The 13,956-nt window shown below is 43.3% G+C and carries 10 protein-coding genes and 1 pseudogene; 7 read left to right on the plus strand and 4 right to left on the minus strand.

The genetic code is table 11. The features are described 5' to 3' along the window. Window positions 1–182 precede the first annotated feature (182 nt). Genes proX through proV form a run of 3 tightly spaced genes read right to left on the minus strand, consistent with a single transcriptional unit; the run spans window position 183 to window position 3,460 of the window. Window positions 183–1,190: a glycine betaine/L-proline ABC transporter substrate-binding protein ProX gene (gene proX / locus R7E78_RS20675; protein ID WP_054865582.1), complete on the minus strand. Its 1,008-nt coding sequence runs from the start codon at window positions 1,188–1,190 to the stop codon at window positions 183–185. Next, window positions 1,183–2,268, minus strand: coding sequence for a glycine betaine/L-proline ABC transporter permease ProW (gene proW / locus R7E78_RS20680; protein ID WP_005377778.1), 1,086 nt, complete (start codon window positions 2,266–2,268; stop codon window positions 1,183–1,185). Before proW ends, proX begins: the two co-directional genes overlap by 8 nt. A gap of 4 nt (window positions 2,269–2,272) precedes the next feature. Further along, complete coding sequence (gene proV, locus R7E78_RS20685; RefSeq protein ID WP_017633996.1) at window positions 2,273–3,460, minus strand: glycine betaine/L-proline ABC transporter ATP-binding protein ProV; 1,188 nt, start codon at window positions 3,458–3,460, stop codon at window positions 2,273–2,275. Between the two features lie 438 nt (window positions 3,461–3,898). Here proV and R7E78_RS20690 point away from each other — a divergent pair, with 438 nt between their 5' ends. The 7 genes from R7E78_RS20690 (at window position 3,899) to R7E78_RS20720 (ending at window position 12,433) form a co-directional block, all read left to right on the plus strand. Continuing rightward, window positions 3,899–5,779 carry a DUF294 nucleotidyltransferase-like domain-containing protein gene (locus R7E78_RS20690; protein WP_130546075.1) on the plus strand — a complete coding sequence of 627 codons (1,881 nt, stop codon included), beginning with the start codon at window positions 3,899–3,901 and terminating at the stop codon, window positions 5,777–5,779. Further along, window positions 5,779–6,525 carry a 3'-5' exonuclease gene (locus R7E78_RS20695; protein WP_318058201.1) on the plus strand — a complete coding sequence of 249 codons (747 nt, stop codon included), beginning with the start codon at window positions 5,779–5,781 and terminating at the stop codon, window positions 6,523–6,525. Before R7E78_RS20690 ends, R7E78_RS20695 begins: the two co-directional genes overlap by 1 nt. Window positions 6,526–6,717: 192 nt before the next feature. After that, complete coding sequence (locus tag R7E78_RS20700) at window positions 6,718–8,376, plus strand: BCCT family transporter (protein WP_005377772.1); 1,659 nt, start codon at window positions 6,718–6,720, stop codon at window positions 8,374–8,376. Between the two features lie 314 nt (window positions 8,377–8,690). Beyond that, window positions 8,691–9,224, plus strand: coding sequence for a diaminobutyrate acetyltransferase (gene ectA, locus R7E78_RS20705; protein ID WP_005393379.1), 534 nt, complete (start codon window positions 8,691–8,693; stop codon window positions 9,222–9,224). 34 nt (window positions 9,225–9,258) lie between these two features. Further along, window positions 9,259–10,524: a diaminobutyrate--2-oxoglutarate transaminase gene (gene ectB / locus R7E78_RS20710; RefSeq protein ID WP_017820939.1), complete on the plus strand. Its 1,266-nt coding sequence runs from the start codon at window positions 9,259–9,261 to the stop codon at window positions 10,522–10,524. Between the two features lie 14 nt (window positions 10,525–10,538). Next, window positions 10,539–10,925 carry an ectoine synthase gene (locus R7E78_RS20715; protein ID WP_005377769.1) on the plus strand — a complete coding sequence of 129 codons (387 nt, stop codon included), beginning with the start codon at window positions 10,539–10,541 and terminating at the stop codon, window positions 10,923–10,925. A gap of 86 nt (window positions 10,926–11,011) precedes the next feature. After that, the gene (locus R7E78_RS20720; RefSeq protein ID WP_005377768.1) at window positions 11,012–12,433 is read left to right on the plus strand and encodes an aspartate kinase; all 1,422 of its coding nucleotides are present in this window, start codon (window positions 11,012–11,014) and stop codon (window positions 12,431–12,433) included. 189 nt (window positions 12,434–12,622) lie between these two features. Here the strand turns inward: R7E78_RS20720 and R7E78_RS20725 are convergent. Further along, window positions 12,623–13,879: pseudogene (locus R7E78_RS20725) on the minus strand (sulfatase-like hydrolase/transferase); the annotation flags it as partial. Window positions 13,880–13,956: the final 77 nt, after the last annotated feature.

Below are 13,956 nucleotides of genomic sequence, written 5' to 3' on the forward strand. Positions count from 1 at the left end.
AGTTTAATTGTTATGTTGTGTTGTTTTTAGCAAAGCAAGCGTGAAATAAACGTGAATTATAATGTGGGTTTATGGTCGAGTAGTGTAAGTGTTGGTATGTCTATGTAAGGGGGAGGGGCGTTTGTGTAAAAAAAGAGCCAGTTGATAACACCAACTGGCTCTAGAGATTGATAAAGGCATGATTACATTGCGGCTTTCTTCGCTTCTTCGACCCATGCGTCGAACTTTTTCTGGTTCGCTTTGATCCAACCATTTACATGAGACTCGATGTCCGCTGAGCTGTTCTTACCTTGGCTCATCATCATATTCTGAGCACTAACATCATTGATATTTAGTTTGATGATTTCAAATAGCTTCGCAGCAGCAGGGTTTTTTTCCGTAAACTCTTTATTGGCAACGATGCGCATAGAGTTCATCTCGAAGCCGTAGTTCTTACCGTTCTCTAGTGTCGTATCAATGTCCTTACGCTCACCAGGAAGTGAAGAGAATGGCACTTCTAACCACACAACATCTTTCCCTGGAACTAAAACGCCACTTACCCAGTACGGTGTCCAAGTGTAGTAAAGAATCGGATCGCCTTTTTTGTAACGTGAGATCGTATCAGCGATAATCGCCGCGTAGTTACCTTGGTTGTGTGTTACTGTGTCACGAAGTTTGAAAGCATCCAACTGATGCTCAACAACCATTTCACACCCCCAACCTGGGTTACAACCAGTTAAGTCCGCTTTGCCATCGCCGTTTGCATCGAATAGCTTCGCCAATTTTGGATCTTTTAACTGACCAATGTTCGTGATGTTATATTTTTCCGCGGTTTTCTTATCGATCAAATAACCTTGCGCAGCACCACTTACGTATTGGCCTTTACGGAAGAACTTATCATCACCGCCCGACATCGTGTACTTATCGGCGTGAAGAGGGAACCAACCAACCGCTAAGAAAGTAGCATCACCTTTAGCAATAGAGGTGTAGCCTACGTTGTAGTCCACTTCTTTGGTCGGTTTAACATCGTAACCAAGCTCTTCAAGTGCGCGGTTTACGATCAACGTTTGAAATGTTTCTTCTGCAACGGTTGATTGAACAGGCTGAACAGTGACACCTTCACCCGGTAGTTCACTTGCCACACCATAAGTTGAAAATGCGATAGTACTTAGAGCTCCAACAGAGAGCGCTTTCTTCCATGAATTATTCATTGATGTTTCTCCTAAGTTTTAGATCGTCTTGGTTCGTCTTTGTTTTCAGTTTTAATAGGTATGAAACAGGACCTGTGTGATACCAGCGAAGTTTAGTGTTGCCCGCATTAACCCCTAACACCTGGGTGATACGGTCTAACAAAATCGCAAGAATAACGATGCCTAAGCCACCAACGGCAGCAAGACCCATATCAAGTCGGCCAATACCACGAAGTACCATTTGGCCTAAGCCGCCAACAGCAATCATTGAAGCAATCACTACCATAGAAAGTGACAGCATTAAGGTTTGGTTTACACCTGCCATGATGGTTGGTAACGCCAACGGTAACTGGATGCGATAAAGCATCTGTTTTTTGTTTGCCCCGAAAGAGTGGCCAGCTTCGATAAGCTCTTCAGGTACTTGCTGAATACCCAAAATAGTCAGGCGCACAACGGGAGGCAGGGCGAAAATGATCGTTACTACTACGCCAGGAACGTTACCAATACCAAACAACATAACAATTGGCACAAGGTAAACGAACGCGGGAGTCGTTTGCATTGCATCTAATATTGGCCTAACAAATTTGGCAGCGGTTTGGCTCCTTGCCAACCATATCCCCATTGGTAGCCCTATAAGCAAACAGAAGAAAACGGCGGTTAACACCAGTGCTAGCGTTGTCATCGCTTGTGACCACGCACCAATTAGGCCGATGAAAACAAGGGATACAAGAGTAGAAAAACCAAGTTTTACATTGGAAAACTGCCACGCTAGCAAAAATAAAATGAGTACCATTATAGGCGCAGGTGTAGACACCAAAGCAGTTTCAAACGACGTTAGAATAAAGTCGATTGGAACTCGTATTGCTTGGAAAACAGGTCGACCATGTTCCACCAGCCAGTTCAAACCGGACTCTACCCAGCTATCGAGGGGTAAAACCGCATCTTGGAATGGGTTCATAATATCGAATGGTGCTTGCTCTACAGTTTCTGAGTTGAGCCAATCATTACTTGGCGCGGCCTCTGTACCTTGCGACCAAGGATCATCTTGCGCAGGAGCAGTATTTGACCAGGGATCATTGTTAGTTTGCTCTGAAGACATCGTGTTAATCCTTATCTAGTGTTTGTAGAAGACGTGATTTAGTCACGACACCAAAGTAAGTTCCTTGCTCATCTACGACAGGCACGGCATAAGGAACACCAGCAACCAGACCCAAAATGTCATTAATTGACTGATCAGGCTGAAGAGTAACTTCATCCGGTAATTGAGCACTGGCTAACGAACGGTTTTCTTTATGAGCCAAACGTAGTGAATCAAGAGATACGATGCCGGAATATCGGCTAGATTTATCGACGACAATACCGTAATCACGGTCGTGATCCATCAGAATCTGCATCGCAGAGCCTGGACCGTCATTTTCCGATTTCTTAAAAACAGCCGCTGGCTTCTTGCGCGCGATATCTTTTGCTGTCAAGACACTTGCGATGTTTACGCCGCGGAAAAAGGCTTCGACATAATCATTTGCTGGACTGTGTAATATTTCATCAGGTGTACCAACCTGAACAACCTCACCGTTTTGCATGATGGCGATACGGTCGCCAATGCGCATTGCTTCATCCAAATCATGAGAAATGAAGACAATTGTGCGTTTGTCATCGTTCTGTAGACGAATAAGCTCATCTTGCATCTCAGAACGGATCAATGGGTCTAAAGCGGAAAACGCCTCGTCCATTAATAGGATGTCTGGATCACAAGCTAACGCTCTCGCTAAACCAACGCGCTGTTTCATACCACCGGATAATTCGTCAGGGAAAGATTCTGCATAAGGGTCTAAACCCACTCTTTCTAAGGCGGAAAGGGCACTTTTCTGACGCTCATTAACGTCGATGCCGGCAAGTTCTAAACCAAAGGCGGCATTTTCAATCACCGTCATGTGTGGCATGAGTGCGAAACTTTGAAACACCATTGAGATATTGTTACGACGAACTTCTCGAAGTTCATTTTCGGAGATGTGGGCGATATCTCTTCCTTTGAGATAAACACTACCTTTAGTCGGCTCAATGAGCCGGTTAAGAAGTCGAACAAGGGTGGATTTCCCGGAGCCAGAAAGGCCCATGATTACGAAAATTTCCCCTTCATTTATGGTGAGAGATACATCGTTTACGCCGACTGTTAAACCTGTCTGTTCAAAAATACCGTCTTTATCGACGCCTTTGTCGATAAGCGAGAAGGCTCTCTCTGGGTCTTCTCCAAACACTTTATACAGTCCCTTAACTTCCAGTATGGGATCCATGTTATCTGTCCTTTTTCGTGTGTTTATAACTGTTTAACGATTTGTACTCTAATTAATTTTAGTTCAACTTTCAACGAAAGGGGGTTGGTTAACTAGTTCTGCCGTGCATAGAGAGTTCGTTGAGCAAGGTATGTTCAATTCTTGTTTTTTATATTTAAAACAATTGCTTGTGATGTGTTTTTATCCGCCATAACGTTGCCCTGACGTAGGGTTGAATTTATTTTGAATTTTTTTGTACATTTCAACTCAACTCGCTTGCATAGATATAAGCTGTGATAGCTTAGAACTCTACATATAAAAAGGTTAGAGCTCTAATTTTTGATTAAGACTTGGTCCTGTGAAATCGGTTAGGTACTGTTATCCTTAGATTTATTTATTGCTTGATTTCACTCAGGGTGATATTTATCGCTGTAGTTTAGGCAACGTATGGAATAAAAAATGGAAGCCGAACAGTTAGAAGTGCTCAATTTCATTAGCCAGTACCCACCTTTTGATGACCTACCTGAAGAGCAGCTTAGAAAAATTGCTCTCAATGCCGAGGTTGCATACTTTCGGCAAGGAACAAAAATCCTTAACTTCGGAGATACGATCCGCGACTTGTATATGGTGAGAAGTGGGGCGGTAGAGATTTATCGACGTAAAGGTGAACTCTATAACAGGATTGATGCTGGTGGACTGTTTGGTCAGATGGGGTTGTTGATGAACAACCGCGTACGGATGCCAGCCAAAGCGATAGAAGACACTCTCGTTTACTGTATTCCGGAAAACATCTTCAATGAACTTTGTGATGAGTTTGAAAACTTTGCGGACTACATGGAACTGGAAGATAGCGCGCGTTTGCGAAGCGCAATATCTAGCCGCTCCGAAAGCAATGACTTTACCACCGCTAAGGCACGTAAAATCTTAGCAAGAGAGCCAGTAACTCTGGAGGCAACGGCTTCAATTCAGGAAGCTGCGATACTAATGGCAGAGGAAAATGTCACCTCTCTGCTCATTATTCGCCCGACAGAGGAGCTCACAGAAGAAGATGACGAACAGCTGCTTGGAATATTGACTGATCGCGATCTTTGCATTCGCGTACTAGCTCAGGGTATTGATACCAATATTCCAGTAAGTGAGGTCATGAGTTATGACGTGGTTTCATTGGATTATAACGCCTATGTGTTTGAGGCCATGTTAACCATGTTGCGTTACAACGTGCATCATTTACCAATTTTAAAAGATAAAAAGCCGATAGGAATTATTGGCATGACGGACATCGTTCGTTACGAATCTCAGAACAGCCTATTGCTAGTGAGCTCTATTTTTCAGCAAACCAGTGTCGAGGATCTCAAGCAGGTTTCTGAACAAGTAAAAGACTGTTTCGTAAGAATGGTCAATGAAGATGCCAACGCGCATATGATTGGTCGAGCCATGTCGGTTATAGGCAGTAGTTTCAAACAACGCCTCGCTGAATTAGCTGAGCAAGAGTTCGGCCCAGCGCCCATTCCTTATTGTTTAGTCGCAATGGGTTCAATGGCGAGGGATGAGCAGCTAATTGTAACGGATCAAGATAACGCGCTTATTCTCGATAACAGTTATGACGTTGAGATTCACGGAGAGTACTTTGAAAAGTTTGCTAAATTTGTTTGTGATGGTTTAGCGGCATGCGGCTATGCTTATTGTACTGGAGACATTATGGCTACCAACCCAGAATGGCGAAAAACTCGTGCAGAATGGGAAGAATGCTTTGGAAACTGGATAGACAATCCAACCCCTGAGAGATTGTTAAATAGTAATATCTTTTTTGATCTCCTCGGTGTGCATGGGCGAGTGAAATGGGCGGAGCAATTAAGCAGCTTTATTGTGAGACGAGCGAAAAGAAATAACCGCTTTCTTGCTTGTATGGCGTATAACGCAATACGTAGGACGCCTCCACTGGGCTTTTTCAAAGACTTTGTGATGGAGAAAGATGGTCGTCATCGCAACTCGATTAACTTGAAGCGAAGGGGGACGGCTCCGTTGGCCGATTTAATACGGGTGCATTCTCTGGCAATCGGTTCGCGATCGCAAAACTCTTTCGACCGTTTAGATGACATTAATGATGCTGGCATTTTACCGAAAGGTCGAGGTTTGGATTTAAGGGATGCGATGGAGCTAATCTACATGGTTCGAATTCGTCACCAAGCCCTTGATATAGAAAATGGAGAAGAGCCAGACAACAATATTGAGCCGGAGAACATGTCTGAATTTGAACGTAGAAACTTAAAAGCAGCATTTCAAATTCTAAGTAACGCTCAGAACTTCATTAAGTTTCGATACCAGAGAAGTAGCAAATAATGTGGTTCTCAAAAAAAGTAGAAAAAGAACAGCCGTTGTTGGATACATCCCAGACGCCAGAGTGGTCAATGTTGTTCAAACAACTCGCTAAAGAAGCGAAAGACCAGAGGCTCAAACGCTATTATTCGACACCAATGGTTAATGGGGAAACACCAATTGAACAAGTGCCATTTGTCTCGGTAGACTTTGAGACAACAGGATTGAACTCGGAAGAGGATGTCATTCTCACGATCGGACTTGTGCCGTTTACTATTGATCGTGTTCAATGTAATGGTTCTGCTCATTGGGTCGTTAACCCAAACAGAGAGTTAAACCACGAGTCTGTCATCATTCACGGTATCACTGACTCTGAGGTTAAAAACGCGCAGCAGCTGTCTCAGATCTTGGGTGAAATATTGGATGCGTTGTCAGGCAAAGTGGTACTTGTTCACTACAAGAACATTGAAAGGCAGTTCTTTAATAACGCCTTGCTAAATAGCATCGGAGAGGGGATACAGTTTCCTGTTGTTGATACGTTAGATATTGAGTATGCGATACAACGCCGTGAATGCAGAGGTTTTATCAATAAGTTGAAAGGCAAGAAACCCGGTTCTGTACGATTAGGGCACGCTCGTGAAAGATATGGCCTCCCTGCTTATCAACCTCACCATGCCCTGACGGATGCGTTAGCAACTGCGGAGCTGTTTCAAGCACAACTGCAGTATCACTTTAATCGAAACATGCCAATATCTTCGGTTTGGCAATAGGCGTTATTTATGGTGAAAACAATAAAATGCAATGAGAGATAGGGGGCTTTAAGATTATGATGGCGGATTGAGTAACCGCTTATAAGAACAATGTTTTATGAACATGTGCTTGGTAGTGATGAAGACGTTTCATTACTCGAACTCCGACGAAAGTAATTTAAACTTGGTCACGTATTTTTAAGGAGATTATCCGTGAGCACCGATAATAACGGTGGCATTCAACGCCCCGATGGAAAAGTAAACGCAATAGATACTGACTATCAAATTGGTCAGGATAACGTTGCGCTAAAGGTAGGCCCATTTGGCCTTGATATTCACAACCGTGTTTTTGCAATTTCTGGCTTAGCAATCGTCATGTTTGTTGTGATAACACTATTATTCCGAGAACAGGTAGAGCCGTTTTTTGCAGACCTACGAGCGGGTTTGTTACACAATTTAGACTGGTTTTTTCTCGCTTCAGGTAATATTTTTGTCATTGTCTGTGTCGGATTGATCTTCACACCATTGGGCCGTGTGCGAATCGGTGGTACTGAAGCAACACCGGATTACTCCTATGCCGGATGGTTGGCAATGCTATTTGCTGCAGGTATGGGCATTGGTCTCGTATTCTTCGGTGTATCAGAACCGATGTCCCATTTTAGTTCTGCGATTGGTGGCGTGAGCGTTGAGAATGGTGTACGTACTGACTGGGCACCGCTAGGTGGTGCAGAGGGCGATGCAACTGCAGCTTCGGCATTAGGGATGGCTGCGACGATTTACCACTGGGCACTTCATCCGTGGTCAATATACGCGCTCTTGGCTCTTGGACTGGCTATCTTTTCATTTAACAAAGGTTTGCCACTCACCATGCGCTCAATTTTTTACCCTTTGTTTGGTGAGCGTGTATGGGGTTGGACTGGTCATATTATCGATATTCTTGCAGTGGTAGCGACGGTTTTTGGTTTAGCAACATCGCTAGGCTACGGTGCGTCTCAAGCCGCAACGGGTTTGAACTTCCTGTTTGATGTCCCAATGACCAATACCACGCAGGTTATATTGATTATTGGTATTACTGCGCTCGCTTTAATCTCTGTTGTGGCTGGACTCGATAAGGGCGTGAAAATCTTATCTGAAATCAACATGGGTCTTGCAGCGCTGCTATTGCTATTTGTTATTGTTGTTGGCCCGACGATTGCGATTTTAACTGGTTTCTTCGAGAACATCGTTTCCTATGTGGCTAATATCCCTGCCTTATCTATGCCATTTGGACGAGAGGATGTGAATTACTCTCAAGGCTGGACGGCGTTTTACTGGGCGTGGTGGATTTCTTGGTCACCATTTGTGGGTATGTTCATCGCACGTGTGTCTCGCGGTCGTTCAGTTCGTGAGTTTATTATTTGCGTTATTCTTATCCCATCTTCAGTTTGTGTGTTATGGATGACGGCTTTTGGCGGTAACGCAATTAGCCAATACGTTAATGATGGCTACGAGGCGGTGTTTAACGCAGAACTACCTTTAAAACTTTTTGCCATGTTAGATGTTATGCCATTGGCTGAGATAACATCTTTTGTCGGCATTATCTTAGTCGTGGTGTTCTTCATTACCTCTTCTGACTCAGGATCACTGGTTATTGATACTATTGCTGCGGGCGGTAAGGTCGATGCACCAACGCCACAACGCGTGTTCTGGTGTACGTTTGAAGGTTTGGTTGCGATTGCATTGATGTTGGGTGGTGGTCTAGCTGCTGCTCAAGCAATGGCGGTGACGACTGGTTTACCATTTACTATTGTTTTGCTTGTTGCAACGGTATCTTTGATAAAAGGTTTGATGGATGAACCTCGTCCAAAGGCGGTTTCTAAGAAATCAAAATAACTAGTATCAGCAGTTAAATTATTGATAAAAGCGGTATGCGAAAGCATGCCGCTTTTTTTTGGATTTCTATTTTTCTCTGAGAAATGAACAGCATGGAAAACGGTCTTATTCTGGTTATTTTTTGTGCTGTGCATTTGGGTGACTATTTAATAAATTAGACCTCGAACTATTTTAACTTTTGGTTAATAGGTTCATTTTTGTGATATGTGTCACAAAAATGCCGATGAAAAGGCGGATTATTTGATTTTTAGTCGCGAGGGATGCCCATAATAAAAAGGAAATTTAATTAGACCTCAAAGGATATGTATTTTCACATGATCACATCAGCACCTTGGGTCCTTTATCCAGAGATTGGAGAAGACTCAAGTAAAAAATGGATTTTTCGTGAGCCTAAAATCTCTGATGGTGACGACATTTACAGCTTGATTGCAGACTGTCCTCCATTGGACATGAACTCATCTTATTGCAATTTCCTACAGTCTACGCATTTCAGCAAAACCAGTATTTTGGTTGAGCAAAAAGGCGAAATCGCAGGTTTCATTTCCGGTTATCAGAAACCAGACGAGCAAGACGTTTTATTTGTCTGGCAAGTTGCAGTCTCACCTCGCTTTAGAGGTCATGGTTTAGCATTCCGCATGTTGAAAGAACTTCTCACCCGAGAGGAATTAGGCGGTGTTAAATCGGTAGAAACTACCATCACGGAAGATAATAAAGCCTCTTGGGCACTGTTCAAAAAGTTAGATGCGATGAACGGCAATTCTGGCCAAGTAAGCACATTTTTGGATGAAGAAGCCCACTTTAAAGGCAAACACGATACAGAATATTTGTATCGCATTCCTCTCAAATAATCCTCAAACAATAGGAATTAAAAACGGTCTCATCATGGATATTTTCAAAAAGCAGGAATCCAACGTACGCTCATATTCAAACAATTTCCCGGTCGTTTTTCGTAAAGCGAAAGGCTGCTGGCTAGAAACAGAACAAGGTGAACGATACTTAGACTTCCTTGCTGGAGCGGGATCTCTAAATTACGGCCATAACAATCCAGTACTAAAACAAGCGTTGCTTGAGTACATTGAAATGGACGGTATTACTCACGGTTTGGATATGCACTCAGAAGCGAAAGCATCGTTTCTGGAAGCGTTGGATACTTACATCCTTAAACCAAGAAACTTGGATTACAAGGTTCAGTTTACGGGCCCAACAGGTACTAACGCTGTTGAGGCGGCATTGAAGCTGGCTAAAAAAGTAAAAGGCCGCGACAGCGTCGTTGCGTTTACTAACGGTTTCCATGGTTGTACTGCTGGCGCACTGGCTGCAACGGGTAACCAGCATCACAGACAAGGTAACGGTTCTAGTCTAAGTAACGTCACTCGTATTCCATTTGAAGGTTACGCTGGCGTAGATGGTCTTGCGCTGTTCGAAACCATGCTAAATGATAACTCTGCAGGTATGGATAAACCAGCCGCTGTACTTCTTGAAACTGTGCAGGGTGAAGGTGGTTTAAATGCTGCTTCAAACGAGTGGTTACAACGTTTGAGCAAAATCTGTAAAGCCAATGACATTCTTGTGATTGTCGATGACATTCAAGCAGGTTGTGGACGTACCGGTACTTTCTTTAGTTTCGAGCCGTCTGGTATCCAACCGGATATCGTGACGCTATCGAAGTCGATCGGTGGTTACGGTTTGCCGATGGCTGTCGTATTACTTAAGCCTGAGCTTGACCAGTGGAAGCCAGGCGAGCATAACGGTACGTTCCGTGGCAATAATCACGCCTTTATTACTGCTGCAAAAGCACTAGAAATTTACTGGGCAAACGATGATTTTGAAACACACATCAAGCAGTGTTCAGACAAGGTAAGTGCTGTTATTGACCGTTGTGTTCGTCGCTTTCCACAAATGTTTGTGCAGAAAAAAGGCCGCGGCATGATGGTTGGTATTGAATGTATCAATGGCGACATGGCATCTGAAATTGCGAAAAACTGTTTCGAGAATGGAATGGTGATAGAGACAGCGGGTCCAGACGATGAAGTTGTGAAGTTCTTTTGTCCACTAACCATCAGCGAATCAGAGCTAGATCAAGGACTAAGCATCTTTGAAAATGCAGTAGAGACTATCGCTGCGAAACATTTCAAACAAGCATCTTAATAAGGATTTTAATTATGATCGTCAGAACTCTAGATGAATGCCGCAACAGCGAACGACGTGTTGTTTCAGATAACTGGGAAAGTGTCCGCATGTTGTTGAAAGACGACAACATGGGTTTCTCTTTCCACATCACAACGATTTATGAAGATACAGAAACTCATATTCACTATCAAAACCACCTTGAATCGGTGTTTTGTATGAGTGGTGAAGGTGAGATTGAAGTTGTAGGTGGAGAAACGTACCCAATCAAACCAGGTACATTATACATCCTTGATAAACACGATGAGCACTACTTGAGAGCTTATAAGAATAAAGAAATGGTAATGGCGTGTGTGTTTAACCCACCGATTACTGGCGCTGAAGTGCACGATGAAAACGGTGTTTATCCTCTCGTTGACTAAAAGATGATGGTGGGGTGCTTTGCCACCCCACACTTTACTATCTCTTCTTTTTTCTTTTTAAAGTTACCAATCAAAAAAGGCTTATCATGACATTTACCGTAGAAAAAATCGGCGGTACATCAATGACAGCATTTGATGCTGTTCTCGACAATATTATTCTTCGTCCCAAAACGCCATACAATCGTATTTTTGTCGTATCTGCATACGGTGGTATGACCGATGCGCTGCTCGAGTGTAAAAAAACCAGTAAACCAGGCGTTTATCAGCTTATCGCGAAACGCGACGACAAATGGGAAGAAGCGTTAGCGTACGTTGAAAGCCGTATGTTGCTGACCAATGAAAATATTTTTGCGGACCCAATGAATCGTATCCGTGCGGATAAATTCATTCGCTCCCGCATTGCTGAAGCGAAAAACTGTATCGCGAATATTTTAGAAACCTGTCAGTACGGTCAATTTTCGTTGCGCCAGTACTTGCCTCAAATTCGAGAGTTTCTCTCGTCTATCGGTGAGGCACATAGTGCTTACAACACAGCACTAAAACTAAAAAATATGGGTATTAACGCTAAGTTCGTTGACCTGTCTGGTTGGGATAATCAAGCGCCAAGAAGCCTTGATGAGTCGATCAGTGACGCGTTTGCTGATATCGATGTATCAAAAGAACTGCCAATCGTGACAGGTTATGCTTACTGTAAAGAGGGCCTAATGCACACTTATGACCGAGGTTATAGTGAGATGACATTTAGCCGAATTGCAGCAATAACAAAAGCGGATTTAGCAGTAATTCACAAAGAGTACCACTTGAGCTCAGCGGACCCACGCGTTGTTGGCCCTGAAAAAGTATTACCAATTGGTAGTACAAACTATGACGTAGCGGACCAACTTGCGAACCTTGGCATGGAAGCTATTCACCCAAATGCCGCTGCGGGTTTGCGTGAAAGTGGTATTGAGCTACAGATTAAAAATACATTCGAACCTGAACACGAAGGTACTTTAATCTCTTCAAGCTATCGTCCGGAAGAAGACAAAGTCGAGATCATCGCAGGTAAAGAAAAAGTATTTGCACTGCATTTGTTTGACCAAGCAATGGTAGGAAAAGCCGATAACGTTAGTTACGAATTGATGGAAATCATCTCCGATGCTCGTGTAAGTTTGGTTGGTAAAGAGATGAACGCGAACTCTATTACTTACTATCTAGGTGGCAGTACAGATAGCTTAAACAAAGTATTGTATAAAGCCGAGAAACGTTATCCGAATGCCTCGATTAAAGGTCGTATGGTCGCGCTTATCTCAGCCATCGGTTCACAAATTGATACCAACAAGACGTTGGCAAAAGGTGTACTTGCATTGATGAATAATGGTGTTACGCCAGTTGCACTGCACTCATCATTGAGAAATGTAAATGTTCAATTTGTTGTCGGTGATAAGGAATACCAGCACGCGATTTGCGCATTGCATGATGAGTTTTTCCAAAGTAGCAGTTTAGCTAAATCGGTTAATGTGGCTTAGTTTATCCACGGTTAAAATACAAAGGAGAGCAGGTTAGCTCTCCTTTTTTTGTTTTTCAGTTTGTACTCACAATGCCCGCTTTGTATAGGCTAAACAGGCGATTTAAGTAAGTTCCTGTGTGGCGATACATATAAGCCAGCAGAATGGTCTGCTGGCTTAATGTTACTGATTAACTAACGTTAACTTAGTTTACTTAAACTTGGTGATTTCTTGTTCAACTTTGTCTAGTTGCTGCAGCTTCTCTTGCATTTTTAGAGAGTCGTAGTTTAGTGAAGCAGGGTTCATCGCTGTGCCACGTTGCATTGGGTATTCTGGAAGTGTTTTAAAGAACTCTCCCACAACGTCTTGAACAGGTACAAATAGCCACATGTTGTCAGCCATCCAACGCAAGTACATTTGTGATTCGCTTGGGCCTTTTTCGAATGGGTCAGCGCGTAGGTGGATGATTTTAGGCCAGTTCGGAGCAAAACGAACTGCGTTACTTAGGTTCCCTTCAAGCGTTGCAAAGTGAAGTTTCCAGTCATTCCAGCGGACAGCGTTTAATTCACCATTAGACGTAAAGTAAAGCAGCGACTCACGAGGGCCTTTTTCTTCCTTACCTTCAAAGTATGGCATGAAGTTATAACCATCTAAATGTACACGCCACTCTTTGCCATTTGCTTTGTAGCCTTCTGCCAGTTTTTCTTTTACATCAGGTACGCCAGCAGCTGCCAATAATGTAGGCAACCAGTCTTGGTGTGCCATCATTTCATTGATCTTGGTTCCTGGCTTAATGACGCCTGGCCAACGAACCAGTTGAGGAACACGCATACCGCCTTCCCAAGTTGTACCTTTTTCACCATGGAATGGTGTTGCGCCACCATCTGGCCAAGTCATGGTTTCTGCGCCGTTGTCCGTTGAGTAGATAACGATAGTGTTGTCTGCAACACCTAGCTCATCCAGCTTGTCGAGTAAAACACCTACATGATCATCATGTTCCAGCATACCATCGGCATAAATGCTTACACCTGATTTACCTTGGTATTTTTCCTGCAAGCGAGTCCAAACGTGCATACGAGTGGCGTTATGCCAAATAAAGAAGGGTTTATCCGCCTTAACTGCTTTTTCCATAAATGCCAAAGAGCTCTCTAGGAACTCTTCATCTGCGTGCTCCATACGTTTTCGTGTCATCGGGCCAGTGTCTTCAATCTTACCGTCGGCATAAGACTTAATGACACCACGAGGGCCATAGTTTTTACGAAACTCTGGGTCTTTAGGGTAGTAATAAGTTTCAGGCTCTTCTTCTGCGTTTAGGTGATATAAGTTACCGAAGAATTCGTCAAAGCCGTGTTTGGTCGGTAAGTGCTTATCTTGGTCACCTAAGTGGTTTTTACCAAATTGACCCGTCATGTAACCTTGTTCTTTTAACAGATCTGCAATGGTTGGCGCCCAATCAGGTATACCGTGGGGCTTTGTTGCTTAAATCGATGGAACTAAATCAAGAAGCTACGATCTGATCGGCTACACCCATTAATCGTCGTAGC

This window comes from Vibrio sp. YT-19(2023) (assembly GCF_033337395.1).